Genomic DNA, 20,843 nt, shown 5'->3' with positions numbered 1-20,843 from the left:
CGGATGTCCACGCGCTTCAAACAATTTCTGATACTGGCCACAAGCCTTTGCCTGAGCTGGGGTCTGCTCGCCCGCCTTGAGGCCGCCGACCACTACACCCTGCTCGGCCGCTCGAGCCCGGCGCACATGGATGTGAAGCTGGACAGCAAACAATGGCAGTGGGTCCGCAGCAAACGCGAGTTGATCCTCGGCACTTCTGCACCCGACTACCCGCCCTTCGACATCACCATTTCCGGCAACGACTACGAAGGTATAACCGCCGATTACGCCGGCATCATTTCCCGAACGCTGGACCTGCCTGTCAGGGTTCAGCGTTTTGAAAGCCGCGACCACGCCATGAAGGCGCTTGTCAGCGGGCAAATCGATCTGCTGGGAACCGCCAACGGGTTCGAAGCCAAGGAACGCGACATCATGCTGACCCACCCCTACTCGGTGGATCAGCCGGTACTGGTCACGCGCATTGGCGAAACCCGCCCGCTGACCGAGGGCCTCAAGGGCCTGCGTCTGAGCATGGTCTATCACTACCTGCCGCTGGACGAGGTCAAGACGACCTATCCCGACGCGACCATCGACACCTACCCGTCCTTTCAGAACGCGATCAACGCCGTGGCCTTCAACCAGGCCGACGTCTTTCTCGGCGATACCATTTCAACCCAATACATCATCAACAGGGGTTACCTGAACAATGTGCAAATGGCCAACTTCGGCAAGCATGAAGCCAACGGATTCAGCTTCGCCATCAGCAACGATAACCCGCAACTGCTGGACGTCATCAACCAGACGCTCAAGGCCATTCCGGTTGACGAGCGCATCGATATTTCAAAACGCTGGAGCGCCGGCAGCGATCTGCTGCTGACCGACCAGAAGCTGCAACTGACCCAACGGGAGGAGCGCTGGATCGCCCAGCACCCTACCGTGCGGGTACTGGTCAACGAAGCCTACGCACCTCTGACCTTCTTCGATGCCAACGGTACGTTTCGCGGCATCACGGCGGAGCTGCTGGAACTGGTGCGCCTGCGCACCGGAATCAACTTCGAAGTCACCCGTTCGGCAAGCCTTGCCGACATGATCAACCAGGTCAGCCAGGGTCAGGCGGACATGATCGGTGCTCTGGACGCCAGCGACGAGCGTGAGGACCGGCTGAGTTTCAGCCGTCCTTACATCGACAATTCGTTCGTGCTGGTGACACGCAAGGAAGCCGGCTCGCCGTCCCACCTTGAAAACCTCGGCAAGAAACGCCTCGCGGTCACCCAGGGCAGCGCATTGCTGAGCTGGATGCACCGCGAACATCCGGACATCGTGACAGTCGAGGTCGATAACCCTTTCCAGGCGCTGGACATGCTGGCAATCGGCAGAACCGAGGCTGCCGCGACATCGCTGCTCAGCGCCAATTATTTTCTGTCCTCAGGCATATTCGGCGAGCGCCTGCAGATCACCGCCACCACCGGGGAAGACCCGGCACTGATCTCCATGGCCACCTCACGCAACGCCACCGAACTGAGCTCGATTCTGGACAAGGCGCTGGCCAGCATCGCCCCCCAGGAGTTGGCCGTGATCAACAACCGATGGCGCTCCTACACACCCGCAGGTGCCAACTGGCACGACTACCAGCGCCTGATCTACCAGATCATTACCGGTGCCGGCCTGCTGCTGATCGGTCTGCTGGTCTGGAATGCCTACATGCGGCGCCAGATCAAACAGCGTGAAGCTGCCGAGCGGGCGCTGGGCGACCAGTTCGAGTTCATGAGGGCACTGGTCGACGGCACCCCCCACCCGATCTATGTGCGTGACCGTGAAGGCCTGCTGCGCATGTGCAACGACAGCTACCTCACCTCGTTTTCAGCACAGCGCGAAGACATCATCGACAAGAGCGCCACCGACGGTGTGCTGAGCAACGAGTTCGAAGCACACGAATATGCGGCCGATTATCAGCGGGTAATGGCCACCAATACCGCGCTGGTCCAGGATCGCACACTGCATATCGGCGAGCGAAGGCTGACCATCTACCACTGGATCCTGCCCTTCCGGGATTCGCTGGGTGAGGTACAGGGCATCATCGGCGGCTGGATCGATATCAGCGAGCGACGTCAGCTCATCGAAGACCTGCAGACCGCCAAGGAACAGGCCGACGCGGCCAACCGGGCCAAGAGCACCTTTCTGGCCACCATGAGTCACGAAATCAGGACCCCGATGAATGCCGTGATCGGCATGCTCGAACTGGCACTCAAACGCGCCGATCAGGGTGAGCTGGATCGATCGGCCATCGAAGTCGCCTACGGTTCGGCGAAGGAGCTGCTGGACCTGATCGGCGATATCCTCGACATCGCCCGCATCGAGTCCGGCCGACTGACCCTCAACCCCGAGCGAGCCAACCTGCGTCAGCTGGTGGAGTCGGTGGTCAGGGTATTCGACGGACTGGCCCGGCAGAAGAACCTGACCCTGGCGCTGGAACTGGACAGCCGCATCAACACCGACGTACTGGTGGACCCGCTGCGTTTCAAGCAGATCCTGTCCAATCTGGTCAGCAACGCCATCAAGTTCACGCAACAGGGACAGGTCAGAATCAGCCTGCAAACCGGGGATCTGACCGACTCACAGCGCCTGCAACTGCATCTGACCGTGCAGGACAGCGGCATCGGTATCAGCCAGCCCGATCAGGAGCGCCTGTTCGAACCGTTCGCCCAAGTGGACAGCAACGGCCAGATGGCGCGCACCGGTGCAGGCCTGGGATTGGTGATCTGCCGCAGCCTGTGCGAGATGATGGGCGGCACCCTGACACTGGACAGCGAGCCGGGCCAAGGCACGCAGATCAACATGCATCTGGTGCTCACTTCACTCGACCCGGCAGCCCATGTGCCGGTTCAACAGGATGCTGCACCGACGCCCAACCACATCCTGCACATTCTGATCGTCGATGATCATCCGGCCAACCGGCTGCTGCTCTGTGAGCAGCTCGGGTTTCTGGGGCATCACTGCGAAGTCGCCGAAAACGGTGCGCTGGGGCTCGAGTGCTGGTTGCAGAATCGCTTTGATCTGGTGGTTGCCGACTGCAACATGCCGGTCATGAACGGTTACGACCTGACGCGGGCCATCAGGGCCCAGGAGCAGTCTCGCGATAGCCAGCCCTGCACGGTCTGGGGATTCACGGCCAACGCCCAGCAGGAAGAAGTACAGCGCTGCCGGGACGCGGGCATGGATGACTGCCTGTTCAAACCCATCAGCCTAAGCCTGCTCAGCGACAGGCTGGCCCTGCTTTCACCGCTGACGCGTTCGACACCTGCGTTCAATCCGGGCAGCGTCAGCCGACTTACCGGTGATCGTCCTGAAATGGTCAAGCGCCTGCTGAGCGAATTGCTGCGCAGCAACCAGGAGGATCGGCAGTTGCTCGCCACCCATATGCGCGAAGGACACCCGGACGAGATTCGTGACATGGCCCACCGGATCAAGGGCGCCGCACGCATCATCAGCGCTTCACACGTGGTGGACGCCTGCAATGCACTTGAACAGGCATGCGAGCCCGGGACGAGTGAAGCCCGGCTTCGCGCCTGTCATCAGGCGGTAGACAGCGCCATGCTCGAACTTGAAAGGGCATTGTCCGCGCAGCAGGAGAAACCCGGCACGACAGGAAAAACAGACAGTTGACGGCAAGCAGAATGGACGGAGAAGCGCGGCACAGAAAGGGGGATGAAGCGATTGAAGGGGGGGGATGAAACAAGGAAGCAGGCCTGAGCCTGCTTCCTGATACATCAGGCGACCGGGTTGATTTCGTTTTCCGGGTACCAGACGTCGATCAGCGGGCTGACAGTCACTTCTGTCAGTTCGCTGCGGCCCTTGAGCCAGGCTTCAACGGCAGCGCGCTGCTCTTCGCTGACCGAGCCACGCTTGCTCAGGCAAACCAGACCAAAGTCATCGCCGCCGACATAGCCAAGACCGTTGGCTTCCATTGCTTCTTTCAGGAAAGCGTCGAGGAAGGCGTCGATTGCCTGGTCATCCAGCTCTTGCTTGAAGTCCAGGTTCAGCTCAAAACCCAGCTCCTGAAATTCATCAACGCAGAGTTTTTTGCGCAGACGGCGGGAACGGTTCGTAGCCATGGGACAATCCTCATCAGTAAATATCGGGCGGCACTTTACCAGTTCGGGCAGGTAAAAGCCCGACAAATGAAGGCTGGGAGCAATGTTCGATGCGTTGACTGACAGATGGGGCGTGCTGGAAAAAAAATAGCGGTTCAGGGTCACGGCCCCATCACATGCGCCCCCTGCTTGGGGCATAATGCCGCCGGTTGCAGGCGTTGACCTTTCGCATTACGAAAACCCTGCACATTCAAGCGTCAATCTTCACCTGTTCGCTATAGTTGTTCGCAGTTAGCTGCTGTTATTCAAATATTCAGAATGACCGAGGGAATTCATCCATGCCCTCTTTTTTGTTTCCCCTCCTGCAGTAGGGTTTATTCATGATCAAGTCGTTTCGCCCTCTTCTGATCGCTTCATTGCTCTTGCCACTGGCCCTCTCCGCAAATGCGGCCGTCATCAACACCACACTTTCCCCCAAGGTCCAACAGGCACTCAAGGCCAGCAAACTTGGCGATGACGCATTATCGCTTGTCATGTTGCCGCTCAACGGCCCAGGCACACCGACTGTATTCAATGCCGATGTATCGGTGAACCCGGCCTCGACCATGAAGCTGATCACGACCTATGCAGCACTTGAAATTCTCGGCCCTACCCACCAATGGAAAACCGAGTTCTTCACCGACGGCACCCTGAGCAATGGCGTGCTGCGCGGCAACCTGTACCTCAAGGGCGGCGGCGACCCCAAGCTGAACATGGAAAAGCTCTGGCTGCTGATGCGCGACCTGCGCGCCAATGGCGTCCAGCAGGTCACCGGTGATCTGGTGCTGGACCGCAGCCACTTCGTGCAGCCGCAATTGCCGGTTTTCAACGACGATGGCAACGACGACAACAAGCCCTTTCTGGTCAAGCCTGATTCGCTGATGGTCAACCTGAAGGCCCTGCGCTTTGTCACCCGCAACGATGATGGCCGCATCCTGGTCTCGGTAGAGCCGCCCATCGCCACCATACGTATCGACAATCAGGTCAAGGCGGTCGCCTCGAAACAATGCACGGGCGATGTCCGCTACAACCCGGTAACCCAGCCTGATGGCAGCGTCAACGTGACGGTGACGGGACAACTGGGCAATGGCTGCAACTCCCAGACCTACCTGTCGCTGCTCGACCACCCGACCTACGCTGCCGGTGCCGTGCGCGCCATCTGGCAGGAACTGGGCGGCACCATTCTGGGCAAGAACCGCGTCGACGTCGTGCCGTCCAGCGCCAAGCTGCTGGCCAAGGCGTTTTCCCCGGACCTGGTCGAAGTGATTCGCGACATCAACAAATACAGCAACAACACCATGGCTCAGCAGCTGTTTCTCAGCCTTGGCGAAGAGTTCCGCAGCGACGCCGACGGCGACGACGCCAAGGCCGCGCAACGGGTGATTCGCGGCTGGCTGGCCAAAAAAGGCATCACCGCACCGCATCTGGTGATGGAAAACGGTTCAGGCCTGTCGCGCGCCGAACGAGTCAGCGCCCGTGAAATGGCGGTGATCCTTCAGGCCGCCTGGCGCAGCCCGTATGCCGCCGAATTCATGAGCTCCATGCCACTTGCGGGTATGGATGGCACCATGCGCAAGCGTCTGAAACGCACACCTCTGTTGGGCGAAGCGCACATCAAGACCGGCACCCTAAACACCGTACGTGCCATCGCAGGCTTCAGCCGCGACAGCAACGGCAACACTTGGGCGGTCGTGGCGATCCTGAATGACCCGCGTCCGTTCGGCGCCTCGTCGGTACTCGACGAAGTGCTGGTCGATCTTTACCGTCAGCCCAAGCTGAGCAATACCACGGTATCGATCCAGCAGCCCTGATCCCGCGCCAGACCACAAAGAGCAGGCCTGAGCCCGATCAGGCCTGCTCCGGTTCCACCTTGTCCCGCCCCGCCTGCTTGGCGGCATAAACCCCCGAGTCGGCGCGCAGCAGCATCGCGTCGACGCCCTCGCCTTCCCGCCAACTGGCGATTCCGAAACTGGCCGTTACCCGGCCCACGCCGTCGATGCCCGCCCTGTTCAGCTCTTCGCGAAGACCAAGCGCCAACTGATAAGCCTGGGCGCCCTGAGTACCGGGGCACAGCACCATGAACTCTTCGCCCCCCAACCGACAGAACACGTCATCCGTGCGCAGCCGATGCGTGATGCGTTGCGAGATGGCTTTTAGCACCTGATCCCCGACACCGTGCCCGAACCGGTCGTTAATGCGCTTGAAGTGATCGATGTCGAGCATGATGATCGACAGATGGCCGCCATGCCGGTCGATACGCTTGAGCTCGGCCTGCAGCCGATCCTGAAAGTATCGACGGTTGAAAGCACCGGTCAGCACATCGGTGACCGACAGTTCACGCAGCTCCTGCTCGACCCGTTTCAGATCGGAGATGTCCGAAACGAATCCATGCCACAGCACGGCACCATCAGCCAGTTGCTCGGGCGTCGAGGCCGCGCGCAACCAGCGCAGCCCCTTGTTCGGTAATTGAACCCGGTACTCTTCACGCCACGGCGTCAGTTGCTGCGCACTGGGAATGATCGAGTTTCTGATTCGGGCCAGGTCCATGGGATGAATACGTTGCAGCAGCACCTCCGCATCGATCAGCACGTGCACTTCATCGAGCTCGAACAACTCGCACATGCCAACGCTGACATACCTGAACCGTGAGCTGCCATCAGCATCCAGCTGGTACTGATAGATCCCTCCCGGTACCTGCGAGCCGAGCTTTTCGAGCAATTGCCCCTGAGCCTCCAGCGCATCATGCACGCGTCGATGTTCGGTCATGTCGGTGCACACCGCCAGACAGCCGATCCACTGCCCCTGATCGTCGCGCACGGCCGTGACGAGCATGTTGACGACCAGCGTGCTGCCGTCGCGTCGCTGAAAGGTCAACTCGCGGGCCGGATGACTGCCTTCCTGAATGGCAGCGCCAAGCATGTCCTGCAACATGCGGACTTCGCTGACGTCACTGGGATCTGATGGCTCAGAGTGCTGGAAATCCTTGAGCCCGAACCGCCCCAGGACTTCCTCATCGGAATAACCAAGCATGCGCTGCGCACCGACGTTGAACGTGTTGATCACACCATTGAGGTCGGTCGCAATAATTGCGACTTCGGTCGCCGCATTCAGAATGTTGCGCAACTGACCGTTGGCCACGTTCAATTGCTTCTCGCGCACGCGCAACTCTCGGGTGCGCTGCTCGACACGTACAAGCGCACGCTGGCGCTGGCTGATGAGGCTGTAAAGCAAGGCACTGAGCATCAGACTCAACAGCCCGCCGAACCAAAGAACATTGCTGGACGTTTCCCGATTATTTGACTGAAACAGCTCGGTGGGACGAACCTCAAGCAGATAATCGCGATCCCCCAGTCCCAGCAGTGTGCTCTGGTACAGCTCATTCGTGGCCGCTTTGGCTGGAGACAGATACACGGGATCAGGTTCGGGCTGCGCGTTCAGGTCAGTGAGTGTGACCGCCAGGGTGTCGCGTTCTGCCGCCCCCACACTCATCAGTTGCGAGAGACCGATGACTGCCGTGAGCACACCTCTCAACTCGGGCGTTTCACCCGGCGCACTGACGCTTGAGAACACGGGCGCCATCAGCAACACGCCGCGTGTGTTGGCAGGGTCCAGGCCCAACAGCTGTATCCGGGGCGTCGCCGTGATGCGGTCCAGCAGCCGCGCCTTGTCCAGGGCCAAATGACGGATCGGTTCAGAGTAGATATCGAAGCCCAAAGGCACCGGCAACGCACTGATCGAATTCAGATAGAGGACAGGAAAATATTCGTCGCGCACGCCCGCCACGCTCAGTTTGCCGTGCTCATCGAGTTGGCGGATCGCAAAATCCTTGAGCCCACCCTTGCGCACCTCCGCCTCGAATGCGGCCCGCCCGGCCCGGGTCACTCTCGGGTTCCAGCCATAAGCCTGGGTGCCGATCAGCAACGGACCTACGAAGCCTTCGTATTCTTCGCGGGTAATGTCATGGGAAAAAAGAAAGAAGCGGCGAACCGTATCCAGCCTGCTGACCTGACGATCCAGACGTTCCTGAATGCGACTGAAACGCTCGCTGGCCAGAATATCGAAACGCTGGCGCAACTGATATTGATAGGCATCATGGTCAGCCAGCGCCAGCATGACCGTCAGCGCCGCACCGACCAGCATCGTCAGAACCGCTACCAGCCACGCTGAAACCTGTTCACTGATGAAGCCCAGTACTCTGAGCCTGTACCGTTTCGCCGCCATAGACACAACTCATGACGCCAACAGGGTGTTGCGCCACGCTGGCTGTGCATTGGTTATAGCTATTCGCCAGTAATTTGCCTAGTGGATGATGAACGAACCTGCGCAAGTCGCGCACAGATTCGTTCATCAGACCCGGCATCAGGCCCGTGCGGTGATCTTCCAGGCCCGGTGAATCTTGCTGTTGCGGGCAAAATCCTGGTCGATGGTCTGCTGGGTAATCTCCTCAACGGCATAGCGCTGGCCGAGGTTTTCATCGAGCACGAACTTGCGGAAGTTGTTGGAGAAATACAGCACGCCGCCCGGTGCCAGACGCGCCATGGCCAGATCGATCAGCTCGACCTGATCGCGCTGTACGTCGAACACCCCTTCCATGCGCTTTGAGTTGGAGAAGGTCGGCGGATCGATGAAGATCAGGTCGTACTCTTCGCGGCAAGCCTGCAGCCAGACCGTGACATCGCTCTGCTCCAGACGGTTCTTGTCCGAGAAACCGTTCAGCGACAGGTTGCGGCGTGCCCAGTCCAGATAGGTACGCGACAGGTCGACGCTGGTGGTGCTGCGCGCACCGCCCTTGGCCGCATGAACGCTGGCGGTCGCGGTGTAGGCAAACAGGTTGAGGAAGCGCTTGCCGGCCGCCTCACGCTGGATACGCATGCGCATCGGGCGATGGTCGAGGAACAGACCGGTGTCCAGGTAATCGGTCAGGTTGACCAGCAGCTTGACGCCACCTTCCTTCACCTCCAGGAACTGACCCTGCGCACTCTGACGCTCGTACTGGCGGGTGCCGCTCTGACGCTCGCGACGCTTGATCACCACGCGGCTCTTGTCAATGTTCAGCGCCTGCGGAATGGCCGCCAGCGCATCGAACAGACGTGCCGAAGCCTTCTCCGGGTCGATGGATTTGGGCGCGGCGTATTCCTGCACATGGACCCAGTCGTGGTACAGGTCGATGGCCATCGAATACTCGGGCATGTCGGCGTCGTACACGCGATAGCAATCGATGCCTTCACGGCGTACCCACTTGCCCATCAGCTTGAGGTTCTTTTGCAGGCGGTTGGCGAACATTTGCCCGCCTTCGCTCAAGCGTGGCTGTTCGACCACCACAGGAGCGGGCTTGATCGGATTGCCGTTCTTGTTGAATTTTCTTTCAACTTCGACTTCGGTCTCGACGGGCGTTTCGCGCTCGATCTGACGTTGTTCGGGGGTACGACGCTCGCCGGTGACGAACTGATCCGGCAACACCTTGATCAGCAACAGCTTGCAGGGCAGCGCGCCGTTCCAGAACGAATACTGTTTGTGACTGCGAATGCCCATGCGCTTGCCCAGATCAGGCGCGCCAGTGAATACCGCCGCTTCCCAGTTCAGGCACGACTGGCGCAGGCGCTCACCCAGGTTCTGGTAGAGATACAGCAGGCTGGCTTCGTCACCCAGACGCTCGCCGTATGGCGGGTTGCAGATGACAAGACCTTTCTGGTTCTGATCCGGACGCGGCTCGAACGTGGCGACTTCACCCTGGTAGACCTTGATCCAGTCGCTCAGTCCTGCGCGCTCGATGTTGTTGCGCGCGGGCTGAATCAGACGTGGGTCGGCTTCATAGCCGCGGATCCACAGCGGCGGTTTGGCAAGGCCTGCCTTGGCACGTGCCAACGCCTCGTCGTGCAGCTTGCGCCACAGGGCCGGAACGTGACCCAGCCAGGCGGAGAAGCCCCAGCGCTCACGCTTGATGTTCGGCGCAATGTCGGCGGCAATCAGGCCGGCTTCGACCAGGAAGGTACCCACACCACACATCGGGTCAGCCAGCGCACCACCTTCGGCAGCGATACGCGGCCAGCCGGCACGCACCAGAATGGCGGCGGCGAGGTTTTCCTTCAGGGGCGCAGCGCCCTGCTGCAGGCGATAGCCACGCTGGTGCAGACTGTGACCGGACAGGTCCAGGGACAGAATCGCCTCGCCACGGTCCAGACGCAGATGCACGCGCAGGTCGGGGTTGATCTTGTCTACCGAAGGACGCTCGCCGTCCGGCGTGCGCAATTTGTCGACGATTGCATCCTTGACCTTAAGCGCGCCGAAGTGGGTGTTGTCGATGCCTGACCCGTGACCGCTGAATTCAACGGCGATGGTGCCATCCGATTCGAGATGGTCGTGCCATTCAACGTCGAGCACGCCGTGATACAGGTCTTCGGCGTCCTTCATCGGGAAGCGCTTGAGCACCAGCAGCACGCGGTTGGCGAGGCGGGACCACAGGCACAGCCGGTAGGCGGTTTCCATGTCGGCCGAACCGCGAATGGCCGAGGTGTGTTCGCGGGTATCCTCGAGACCGAGGGCCGTGGCCTCTTCGGCCAGCAGTCCTTCGAGGCCTTTTGGGCAAGTGAGGAAAAGTTCGTAGCGATCCGACATGTGTATTCCAGGGCCTGAGCCGTCAGCGGCGGGCAACGCATTGCCCGACCAGATTTTAAACAGGCGCCTTTCTTGGAGAACGCCTGCGTGGCACGTTGAATGTGCCGATCCGCCGCATGAAACCTGCCTTGAGACCAGGGCAGCGTAAATGCGGCAGTTTTCAATCCATCACGCTCTCAACATAGCTTTGCTATATGAAGAGCGGCTATTCAACCCGACGAAGTGGGCAACAAAAAGTCACATCTCGACCCTTCGTCGAATAGACGCTTAAAGCATTCAGCCATCATCCGCGTCTGAGACGCGCTCTCAATCCGGTCTGAAACGCCCGCGTCAAAAGGCTTGCGCCAAAAAACGGTGTTGAAACCCGACCTTCCTTATCGCCCGACAGACCTAAATGTGACGTGCTTATGACAAAACGATCATTCACAGGGTCCGAAGCTTTGGTTAGAAATCACCTCAGGTCATTACCGCAACGGTTCTGACACCAAGGCCCGCGACGCCGGCAGCGGGCACCAACGGCAGACCTTTCTGCCCGACCTCACCATGAGGTCTCAGGGATATAACAGTCAACAGACGAGGGCAATACCCTATGAGAAGACTTAAGCGTGATCCGTTGGAAAGAGCATTTTTACGCGGATATCAGTACGGCGTTCATGGTAAATCCCGTGAGCTTTGCCCTTTTACTCTACCGTCAGTACGCCAGGCATGGATCAATGGATGGCGAGAAGGACGCGGCGACAATTGGGACGGTATGACCGGCACTGCGGGAATCCACAGACTCAACGAACTTCACGCGGTCGGATAACGCGCCTATGGAGACACAGGCCCCGACCAGTCCATCAAAGCTTTATTGACTGATCATCTACACCCATACCATGCACGTCCTATCCGGGCGGCGGGCCAAAAGCCCAGGGGCTCTTCAAGAGCCCCTTTTTTTGCCTGCGATTCAGACCTGCTGACGCGGCATTGCCGCGATCGCATCCACCGATTCGCGAATCAGTGCCGGCCCCTTGTAGATGAAGCCCGAGTAGATCTGCACCAGACTCGCACCCGCCGCCATTTTTTCGGCCGCGTGACGCCCTTCGGTGATACCACCCGCAGCGATGATCGGCATGCACCCTGCCAACTCGCCCGCCAGTATCTTCACCGTGTGAGTGCTCTTCTCGCGAACCGGTGCGCCCGACAGTCCACCCGCCTCGTCCGCATGTGGCAGACCTTCGACGCCTTCGCGGCTGAGGGTGGTGTTGGTGGCGATAACCGCGTCCATGCCGGATTCGATCAGCGCGGCGGCGACCAGTACGGTTTCTTCATCGGTCATGTCCGGGGCGATCTTGATGGCCAGTGGCACACGCTTGCCATGACGCTGCGTGAGTTCCTGCTGACGCAGACTCAGGGCCTCGAGCAGTTGCTTGAGCGAATCACCGAATTGCAGGCTGCGCAGGCCCGGTGTATTGGGCGAGCTGACGTTGACGGTCACATAGCTGGCGTGGGCGTAGACCTTGTCCAGACAGATCAGGTAGTCGTCCACGGCACGCTCGACCGGCGTGTCGAAATTCTTGCCGATGTTGATGCCCAGAATGCCTTTGTACTTCGCGGCCTGCACACGGCTGACCAGATTGTCGACACCCAGGTTGTTGAAGCCCATGCGGTTGATGATGGCTTCGGCGTGGGGCAGACGGAAAATCCGTGGCTTGGGGTTGCCCGGCTGCGGACGCGGCGTGACGGTACCGATCTCGACGAAGCCAAAGCCCAGTTGCGCGAAGCCGTCGATGGCCGAGCCGTTCTTGTCCAGACCGGCCGCCAGACCCACAGGATTGGGAAACTCCAGCCCCATGACGGTGACCGGCACTCTGGCCGGGGCCTTGCTCAACAGGCCGTTGAGGCCCAGACGCCCACCGGCACCGATCAGGTCCAGCGACAGGTCATGGGAGGTTTCCGGGGAAAGCTTGAACAGTAACTGGCGGGCCAGGTTATACATGGGCGGGCGAGGCTCGTGAGAAGCTGAATTCAGGGGCGCGATTATAGCCGCGTGAAGGCCCTGCACGCGAGGCATGCAAAAAACTTGTTACCCTGAACCGCCGAGCGCTGGCATATGCCTTGCTTGAAACCGTTATCGGCACGCGCTCCAACGACGGAGCGCTGCCCGGACAACGGCGTCGTTCCGGCACTTGCACCTTGCAGGGGCTGGACGACGCCTTTTTTCTGGATGTCCTTTATGAAGCAAGTGCCATGAACGTACGAACAAGCAATGCGCTGGACTGGGTCAACGGCAGCGATGCGCCCGAGATGAACAGCCTGGATGTGGGTTTCATGGCCCTGACCGACTGCGCCTCGCTGGTGGTTGCAGCGACCCAGGGCTTTGCCCAGCCTTACGGCCTGACCCTCAACCTCAAGCGCCAGACCTCCTGGGCCGGCCTGCGAGACAAGCTGGTCAGTGGCCAGTTGCAGGCGGCACACAGTCTCTACGGGATGATCTACGCCGTCGAACTGGGCATCAGCGGCGGTCCGGCCAGGGACATGGCAATTCTGATGGGGCTGAACCAGAACGGCCAATGCATCAACCTGTCGCGCGGCCTACAGGAGAGTGGCGTGATCACTCCTGAGGCACTGGACAAACGCGTGCACCAAAGCGGTCCGAAACTGACGTTTGCCCAGACCTTTCCCACCGGCAACCATGCCATGTGGCTTTATTACTGGCTCGCCAGCCAGGGCATTCATCCGCTGGACGACGTGAACAGTGTGGTCGTGCCGCCGCCGCAGATGGTTCAGCATCTGCAGGCCGGCCGTATCGACGGTTTCTGCGTCGGAGAGCCCTGGGCCGCCAGTGCAGTCAGTCAACAACTGGGCTTCAGCATGGCCACCAGCCAGACCATCTGGCCCGACCATCCGGGCAAGGTCCTGGGTTGCACCCGCGAATTCGTCGAGCAGAACCCCAATACCGCCAGAGCGCTGGTCATGGCCGTGCTGGAAGCGAGTCGTTTCATCGAGGAGAGCGAGCATAATCGACGCAGCACCGCACAACTGCTCAGCGGTGCCGAGTATCTGGACACACCGCTGGACTGCATCGAGCCGCGCCTGCTGGGCCGGTACAGCGACGGCCTCGGCAATCACTGGGAAGACCACCACGCCGTCAGTTTTCATGGTCAGGGACAAGTCAATTACCCATGGCTGTCGGACGGGATGTGGTTCATGACCCAGTTCCGCCGCTGGGGGCTGTTGCGTGAAGACCCGGATTATCTGGCCGTTGCCGAGCGTGTCCAGCAGCTGGAACTGTATCGACAGGCCGCCGAGGCACTGGGCATCAAGGTACCGAGCGCTACGTTGCGCAGCAGTCAGTTGATCGATGGCAGGGTTTGGGACGGCAGTGATCCGGCGGCCTATGCGCGCAGTTTCAAGATCAACGCCTGGGCCGATAACGTGCCCGTCGCCGCCCGTCGTTGAAGGAGAACGTGACCATGCTGCGTATCCTGCTGATCAATGACACGCCAAAGAAAGTCGGTCGCCTGAGAACCGCCCTGATCGAGGCAGGCTTCGAGGTAATCGACGAATCCGGTTTCATCATCGACCTGCCCGCACGCGTAGACGCGGTGCGCCCCGACGTGATCCTCATCGACACCGAATCGCCCGGTCGTGACGTCATGGAGCAAGTGGTCCTGGTCAGCCGCGACCAGCCCCGCCCGATCGTGATGTTCACCGATGAGCACGACCCTGGCGTGATGCGTCAGGCGATCAAGTCCGGCGTCAGCGCCTATATCGTCGAAGGCATTCAGGCCCAACGCCTGCAGCCCATCCTCGACGTGGCCATGGCCCGTTTCGAGAGCGACCAGGCCCTGCGCGCGCAACTCCACGCCCGCGACCAGCAACTGGCAGAACGCAAACGCATCGAACTGGCGAAAGGACTGTTGATGAAAATGAAGGACTGTAACGAGGAAGAGGCCTATACCCTGATGCGGCGCCAGGCAATGAGCCGCCAGCAGAAGCTGATTCAGGTGGCCGAGCAGATCATCTCGATGAGTGAAATGCTGGGTTGAACAGGTAGATCGGGAGAGTTACTGACGAAACACCACGTGTGGGAGGCGCCACCAGGTCTTCGATGTAACACTGCCGCGCGGCAAACACCGGACGTCGTGGGAGCGGACTTGTCCGCGAAAAGGCCGGTACATCCCACGCATATGCGGTGGCTGAAACACTGCATTCGCGGACAAGTCCGCTCCCACCAAGTTTGCTGCGCGACAGCGCTACGTCGAAGACGTGGTGGCGCCTCCCACAGTCCTGTTTACGACCGGGACTGTGGCAGGCCGCCCAAAGCCGCTGTGAGTCTGACTATTGAGTCAGCACCACATTCTTCATCGGCGGTATGTAGCCATAGTCATACGATTCCTGCACGAACGAGCGGTCGCCCTGCAGCAGGATCTTCACGGTAGGCGCCTCGGTGCCACCGATGCGGAAATCCTGTCCGGTGGTCGGCACGCTGTCGATGAACGACGTCACCAGGCCGTTGGGCATCACGCAGTGCGAATAGGTCTGGAAAGGCTGCGAAGGCGGATTCCCGAGCACCAGGCCTGACGCATTCATGGGCTGGTATGGGCCGAACAGCTGTTCACTGACAAACCCGTAAACGCCATCAGGGCCGGTTATACCATCGGCATACGTAAACTTGTGACTGATAGTGAACAAGTAATACTTATTGTCCTGAAATACATAGTGCGGACGTTCGGTCTGATCATTTACACCCACCGCAGTAACAAGCGGCGGAAGGATTTCCCACTCGTCGCCATTGAGATCCTTTGCAACCGCCAGGCCAATACAGCCCACCTGAAATCTGGCACCGCCCACATCCTCGTGACCCGGCGGTACATGCCCCAGTTCTGTCGGCCCTACTGTATGTGAACCGCGCTCGCCGGCCACATTACCTTCGAACACCATGTACAACTTGCCATCACGGGGATCAATAAACGGACTGGGATCACGAAAGTTCCACGTAGAGTTCTGGGCTTCGGTTTGATAATAAGTGCCGTCGGCTTCGAACAATGTTTTGACTTCAGTAAAGTCGGTCAATATTACACCGCTGTCAGACGTCACGACACGGCCACGTACTTTGGCAATGGCAGCGCCCGGCGTCACACAGGTGTAATAAAGATCGATGTCGCCCTTGTCGTTGAGCAGGATCGGCGTACCGGCCCATTCGCGAGTCGTCGGCGATACGCCTTCGGCCATGACGCGCCCACCGAAGATCCAGTCCTTGCCGGTTCGGGAATACCAGTAGCACATGCGGGCACGACCATGACGATCTTCCCAGTCACGCTTGATGTCATAGCGGCCGTTGGGTCCCAGATACTGGGGATCGTTCGGATGCCGGTCAGCCGTGAGTGTCAGGATCACTGACCAGCCGTTGACGGACACCACCGTGCCATCGAGCTCGCGCAGTGGCATGGTGTCCCAGATGAAAACCGTATCACTCATCACCGGAAAGTCGGGACTGACCAGCGGCTGGGTGGTGGTAGGGTCGTTTTCGTTGACCTTGAGCGCATCGGCCCGGGTCCACACGGTAGGCTTGTAAGTGACGTTACTCATGTTGATGTCCTTTATTGACGCCAGACACGTCCGGCGCATAGATGAAGACAAGGCAGCATGCAAACTTATTACATCGCTGAAGTGCGTTCTGAAACTCTGCAATCACGGCATTCATCCATTAACGAAAGGCCGAAACAACAGAAAAATGATGGGAGGCACTTGGGCACTCATCAGTTGATTTCAATAAGCCACTTTATTGCAAGCTGGCCTATTGCACATGAATCGCCCTCTCGAGAGGCGTCGTGTTCTGCACGACGAAAAGGATCCTCTCAGAGACAGATGCGAAAGTAAATTAAATATTCCCTACCGTTAAGCAACTGCCTGTTTTTTTTCAAAATACACATGAACCAATATTAATATTCGGTTTCGTTCAGTATTGACCTCGTCATACAAAGGCATCAAAACAATGTCATTCTGCTTTAATCAAAGTGTATTGATAGTGGCGTTTGTTATTGGATCAACGCTTATATTTCACAACGCTATTACTGCAAAAGCTGCGCGCTGCGCTCATCGTTACACACAAGTCCTTATGGAGAAATGATCGTGCCCATCGCTCTGCGTGGGCATGCCTCCCGTGACGCTCCGCGTCACAGATGGCACAGATTGCGGATTCAGTGAGCCGAGCGCTTGGCTCAGGTCACCTTTGCGCCCTTACGGCGCGCTACTTTGAGGGACCAAAGTAGCCAAAGTCCTTCGCTCCGGTTCCGGCCCCGGCTTCGCCGGGGTTCCTTCGTCCTGACACTGATTCGGGGGTCGCTGCAAATGGGCCATCCATGGCCCAGTGCAGCTCAATCGGCATCCATGCCGATTGCCCCCCCGAATCAGCGCCAGGACTCAGCCTTCACCCACGTCGCGTTCTGCAGTGTTCATGCCATCGCGCTACAAAAGCGCGTCAGTGCCGTTGTATCTCTGAATAGCCAGATGACTTGTGTAGAACGATGAGCGCAGAGCGATGGGCACGATCAGTGTTGAGGCGGACTTGTGTCGGGAGAAGCCGCTCGCACTTTTTTGCGGCGGCCGATGCCATCGGTGCCCGGTTCAAGGTCATCGGGACTCGGCTGCCATCACACCTGCTCACCCGGCGTTTCAGGTCACAGCATGCTGCCATGCGGCCTCTGCCAATCGCCCAGGAAGAAAACTGCATATGGCCCGCCTCTTGCTTTAGCACCCTCAGGTAGCCAACGGCGGTTGCCACCACTCACGACAAAGACGTCGCTCATCTCTTTCGCTCACGCGGACAGAGAGGCGACGTTTTTTGCGTTTGGCCCCGGCGATGGGGCCGGTGGAGTCGCCGGTATTCGGAACACTCCGCCACAGCGTCTGAAATTTTCCACGTCGAGGGCACAAACCCCGACTGACCCGCTAGCAGATGATGAGGTGTGCCAATGGATACAAGCTTCTGGAAGGCCGGTCACAGACCGACCCTGTTCGCTGCCTTTCTCTACTTCGACCTGAGTTTCATGGTCTGGTACCTGCTGGGCCCGATGGCGGTACAGATCGCCACCGACCTGCACCTGACCACCCAACAACGCGGCCTGATGGTCGCCACACCGATTCTGGCCGGGGCGATACTGCGCTTCTTCATGGGCCTGCTGGCCGATCAGCTGTCGCCCAAGACCGCTGGCATCATCGGTCAGGTGATTGTGATCGGTGCCCTGCTGACCGCTTGGCAACTGGGCATCCGTAGCTATGAACAGGTGCTGCTGCTGGGCGTGTTCCTGGGGATGGCGGGCGCGTCGTTCGCCGTCGCGCTGCCGCTGGCGTCGCAATGGTATCCGCCTCAGCACCAAGGCAAAGCCATGGGCATCGCCGGTGCCGGCAACTCGGGCACCGTACTCGCCGCGCTGATCGCGCCAGTTCTTGCCGCCAGTTTCGGTTGGGGCAATGTGTTCGGTCTGGCGCTGATCCCGCTGGTGCTGACCCTGATCGCCTTCACGCTGATGGCGCGCAATGCACCCGAGCGCAGCAAGCCCAAGTCCACTGCCGACTACCTCAAGGCCCTCGGCGACCGGGACAGCTGGTGGTTCATGTTTTTCTACAGCGTGACCTTCGGCGGCTTCATCGGCCTGGCCAGCGCCCTGCCCGGCTACTTCAACGACCAGTACGGCCTGAGCCCGATCACGGCCGGTTACTACACCGCAGCCTGCGTGTTCGGCGGCAGTCTGATGCGTCCGCTGGGTGGCGCGCTGGCCGACCGCTTCGGTGGCATCCGCACGCTGACCGCCATGTACGCAGTGGCAGCCATCGGCATCGCTGCAGTGGGTTTCAACCTGCCAAGCTCGTGGGCTGCACTGGCGCTGTTTGTCGCCGCCATGCTGGGCCTGGGCGCTGGCAACGGCGCGGTGTTCCAACTAGTGCCACAGCGCTTCCGCAAGGAAATCGGCGTCATGACGGGCCTGATCGGCATGGCGGGCGGCATCGGTGGTTTCCTGCTGGCCGCAGGCCTTGGCAGCATCAAGCAGAACACCGGTGACTATCAGCTGGGCCTGTGGCTGTTCGCAAGCCTGGCCGTGCTCGCCTGGTTCGGCCTGATGAACGTCAAGCGCCGCTGGAGAACCACCTGGGGTTCGGCGGCAGTGACCGCAGCACGGGTCTGACCGGTCCATGACGCTGCAACTGCGCTTTGCCGAGTTCAGCGCCAGCGGCCCGCGACCTGAGAATCAGGACGCCCTGCGTCTGGTGACCCCGGTCGCAGCATTGGCGGCCAGCAAGGGTTATCTGTTTGCCTTGGCCGACGGGGTCAGTCAGTGTGCCGATGGTGCGCTGGCTGCGCAGTCAACACTGCAGGCGCTGGCGCTGGACTACTACTCGACACCAGAGACCTGGGGCGTGGCCCAGTCTCTGGATCGTCTGTTGCTGGCCCAGAACCGCTGGCTGCTGGCCAACGGTCTGCTGACCACCCTCAGCGCGCTGGTCCTGCGCGGCAGACGCTTCACCCTCGCCCACGTGGGCGATTGTCGCGCGTATCGCTGGCAAGACGGCAAGCTCAAACGCATCAGTGAAGACCATGTCTGGGAACAGGCCGACATGCAGCACGTGCTCAAGCGTGCGCTGGGGCTGGATCAGTACGTGGTCATGGACTATCTGGAGGGCGAGCTCTGTGAAGGCGAGCGCCTGCTGCTGGTCAGCGACGGCATCTGGGCGACGCTGGGCGATGCCAGCATCCGCTCGATCCTGACCGAACAGGACGATCTGGATGCCGCAGTCATAACCCTGGTCAGCGCGGCGCATCTGGCGGGCAGTCAGGACAATGCCAGCGCCCTGCTCATCCAGGTCGACAGCCTGGGCGAGGATGATCTCGGGGATGCACTATTGCAGTTACAGCAATGGCCGTTACCGCCGGCACTCAAACCCGGCCAGGTGTTTGAAGGCTGGAGTATTGGCAATGTGCTAGCCCAGTCGCGGCAATCCATTCTGTACCGCGCCCACGATGCTCATGGGCTGCCCTGGCTGATCAAGACGCTGCCATCTGCCCGGCATGACGAACCCGGTGCAGGTCAGGGCCTGCTGTTGGAGGAATGGTTCCTGCGCAGGGTCGCCGGACGCTTCTTTCCAGAAATCCATCCGCTGCCCGAGCGTCAGCATCTGTATTACGCCATGCGCGAATACTCCGGGCGCACGCTCGCCCATCTCTTCTCCCTGAGCGGCCCCCTGCCACTGGCGCAATGGCAGGATCTGGCCACTCGACTGCTACGGGCCACGGGTCTTCTGCATCGACGCAACATCATCCATCGCGACATCAAGCCGGAGAACCTGCTGCTGGGTGACGACGGCGAGTTGCGCCTGCTGGATTTCGGTCTGGCGTTCTGTCCCGGCCTGTCTGCGGCCAATGCAGAGGATTTGCCTGGCACGCCGAGCTACATTGCACCGGAGGCCTTCAACGGTGCCGAACCCGATCCGCAACAGGATCTGTACGCAGTCGGCGTCACGCTTTATTACCTGCTGACCGGTCAGTATCCGTATGGCGAAATCGAGGCTTTTCAGCACCGCCGCTTCGGCACACCGATTCCGGCCAGTCGCTACCGGCCCGACTTGCCGCTCTGGCTGAGCCAGAGTCTGGACAAGGCCGTGCAGGCCAATCCCGCCCAGCGTTATGAAACCGCCGAGCAGTGGCAGCTTGAACTGGAACAGGCCGAACAACGCCCTGTGGTCGCGCGACCCAGGCCATTGCTGGAGCGCGAGCCGCTGAAGGTATGGCGTACGCTGGCACTGGTTTCTCTGCTGATCAATCTGGTCGGCCTGATCTGGCTGATGAGCCGCCATTAAGCGCTGAGCCGCCCTACATCGCCCCGCTTCTGTGCAACGCGCCTCAACGCAGTGCAGGCAACTCTCCCGCAATCGACCCGAACCCCCGCATTCGCAGCCTGATCAGAGTTGGCACAACCGCTGCATGATCTCCCTCAGAAGTTTCATAACGCGCCGCCCTCAACGATGAAGGCAGCGCTTCCCGAGAGAACGGGACCGGACAAAGGCGTCCTCGTCAGGCAACTGACGGGACGCCTTTTTTGTTTGCGCGCAATTTGTCGAGCGCACCCTGACGGTGAC

At 60.0% G+C, this 20,843-nt stretch carries 13 protein-coding genes; 7 read left to right on the top strand and 6 right to left on the bottom strand.

What is annotated here, in order from left to right:
- The first annotated feature begins 3 nt into the window (after positions 1-3).
- Positions 4-3,642, top strand: coding sequence for a transporter substrate-binding domain-containing protein (locus CFBP1590_RS10625; RefSeq protein WP_088234985.1), 3,639 nt, complete (start codon positions 4-6; stop codon positions 3,640-3,642).
- Positions 3,643-3,746: 104 nt separating this feature from the next.
- Here CFBP1590_RS10625 and CFBP1590_RS10620 read toward each other — a convergent pair whose 3' ends face one another.
- Positions 3,747-4,091: a YggL family protein gene (locus tag CFBP1590_RS10620; RefSeq protein WP_004885641.1), complete on the bottom strand. Its 345-nt coding sequence runs from the start codon at positions 4,089-4,091 to the stop codon at positions 3,747-3,749.
- A gap of 359 nt (positions 4,092-4,450) precedes the next feature.
- On the opposite strand from CFBP1590_RS10620, the gene dacB reads away from it, so the two are divergent.
- Positions 4,451-5,920, top strand: coding sequence for a D-alanyl-D-alanine carboxypeptidase/D-alanyl-D-alanine endopeptidase (gene dacB, locus CFBP1590_RS10615; RefSeq protein WP_025994951.1), 1,470 nt, complete (start codon positions 4,451-4,453; stop codon positions 5,918-5,920).
- A 37-nt stretch (positions 5,921-5,957) separates the two neighbouring features.
- Here dacB and CFBP1590_RS10610 read toward each other — a convergent pair whose 3' ends face one another.
- The 3 genes from CFBP1590_RS10610 to rlmKL form a co-directional block, all read right to left on the bottom strand.
- Positions 5,958-8,249: a sensor domain-containing diguanylate cyclase gene (locus CFBP1590_RS10610; protein WP_374729035.1), complete on the bottom strand. Its 2,292-nt coding sequence runs from the start codon at positions 8,247-8,249 to the stop codon at positions 5,958-5,960.
- A gap of 11 nt (positions 8,250-8,260) precedes the next feature.
- Positions 8,261-8,380 carry a peptidase inhibitor family I36 protein gene (locus tag CFBP1590_RS28400; RefSeq protein ID WP_350310290.1) on the bottom strand — a complete coding sequence of 40 codons (120 nt, stop codon included), beginning with the start codon at positions 8,378-8,380 and terminating at the stop codon, positions 8,261-8,263.
- An 88-nt stretch (positions 8,381-8,468) separates the two neighbouring features.
- The gene (gene rlmKL / locus CFBP1590_RS10605; RefSeq protein ID WP_088234983.1) at positions 8,469-10,724 is read right to left on the bottom strand and encodes a bifunctional 23S rRNA (guanine(2069)-N(7))-methyltransferase RlmK/23S rRNA (guanine(2445)-N(2))-methyltransferase RlmL; all 2,256 of its coding nucleotides are present in this window, start codon (positions 10,722-10,724) and stop codon (positions 8,469-8,471) included.
- Between the two features lie 589 nt (positions 10,725-11,313).
- On the opposite strand from rlmKL, the gene rmf reads away from it, so the two are divergent.
- Positions 11,314-11,529 (top strand): BatR family protein, encoded by a 216-nt coding sequence (rmf, locus tag CFBP1590_RS10600; RefSeq protein ID WP_002553055.1) that lies wholly within the window; start codon positions 11,314-11,316, stop codon positions 11,527-11,529.
- Between the two features lie 141 nt (positions 11,530-11,670).
- Here the strand turns inward: rmf and CFBP1590_RS10595 are convergent, their stop codons facing one another.
- Positions 11,671-12,702 carry a quinone-dependent dihydroorotate dehydrogenase gene (locus CFBP1590_RS10595; protein WP_088234982.1) on the bottom strand — a complete coding sequence of 344 codons (1,032 nt, stop codon included), beginning with the start codon at positions 12,700-12,702 and terminating at the stop codon, positions 11,671-11,673.
- Positions 12,703-12,953: 251 nt separating this feature from the next.
- Between CFBP1590_RS10595 and CFBP1590_RS10590 the strand changes: the two genes are divergently transcribed.
- Positions 12,954-14,165 carry a CmpA/NrtA family ABC transporter substrate-binding protein gene (locus tag CFBP1590_RS10590; protein WP_058431220.1) on the top strand — a complete coding sequence of 404 codons (1,212 nt, stop codon included), beginning with the start codon at positions 12,954-12,956 and terminating at the stop codon, positions 14,163-14,165.
- 14 nt (positions 14,166-14,179) lie between these two features.
- A complete protein-coding gene (locus tag CFBP1590_RS10585) occupies positions 14,180-14,755 on the top strand; it encodes an ANTAR domain-containing response regulator (RefSeq protein WP_004885658.1) in 576 nt (191 codons plus the stop codon).
- A gap of 292 nt (positions 14,756-15,047) precedes the next feature.
- Here CFBP1590_RS10585 and CFBP1590_RS10580 read toward each other — a convergent pair whose 3' ends face one another.
- Complete coding sequence (locus CFBP1590_RS10580) at positions 15,048-16,298, bottom strand: glycoside hydrolase family 68 protein (RefSeq protein ID WP_088234981.1); 1,251 nt, start codon at positions 16,296-16,298, stop codon at positions 15,048-15,050.
- Positions 16,299-17,683: 1,385 nt separating this feature from the next.
- Here CFBP1590_RS10580 and CFBP1590_RS10575 point away from each other — a divergent pair.
- Together CFBP1590_RS10575 and CFBP1590_RS10570 are read left to right on the top strand one after the other, a co-directional pair.
- Positions 17,684-18,895 carry a nitrate/nitrite transporter gene (locus tag CFBP1590_RS10575; RefSeq protein WP_029244459.1) on the top strand — a complete coding sequence of 404 codons (1,212 nt, stop codon included), beginning with the start codon at positions 17,684-17,686 and terminating at the stop codon, positions 18,893-18,895.
- A 7-nt stretch (positions 18,896-18,902) separates the two neighbouring features.
- A complete protein-coding gene (locus CFBP1590_RS10570; RefSeq protein WP_088234980.1) occupies positions 18,903-20,564 on the top strand; it encodes a bifunctional protein-serine/threonine kinase/phosphatase in 1,662 nt (553 codons plus the stop codon).
- Positions 20,565-20,843 lie beyond the last annotated feature (279 nt).

Source organism: Pseudomonas viridiflava (genome assembly GCF_900184295.1).
GTDB classification, from domain to species: domain Bacteria; phylum Pseudomonadota; class Gammaproteobacteria; order Pseudomonadales; family Pseudomonadaceae; genus Aquipseudomonas; species Aquipseudomonas viridiflava.
This window is presented reverse-complemented; position numbering and strand designations above follow the sequence as displayed.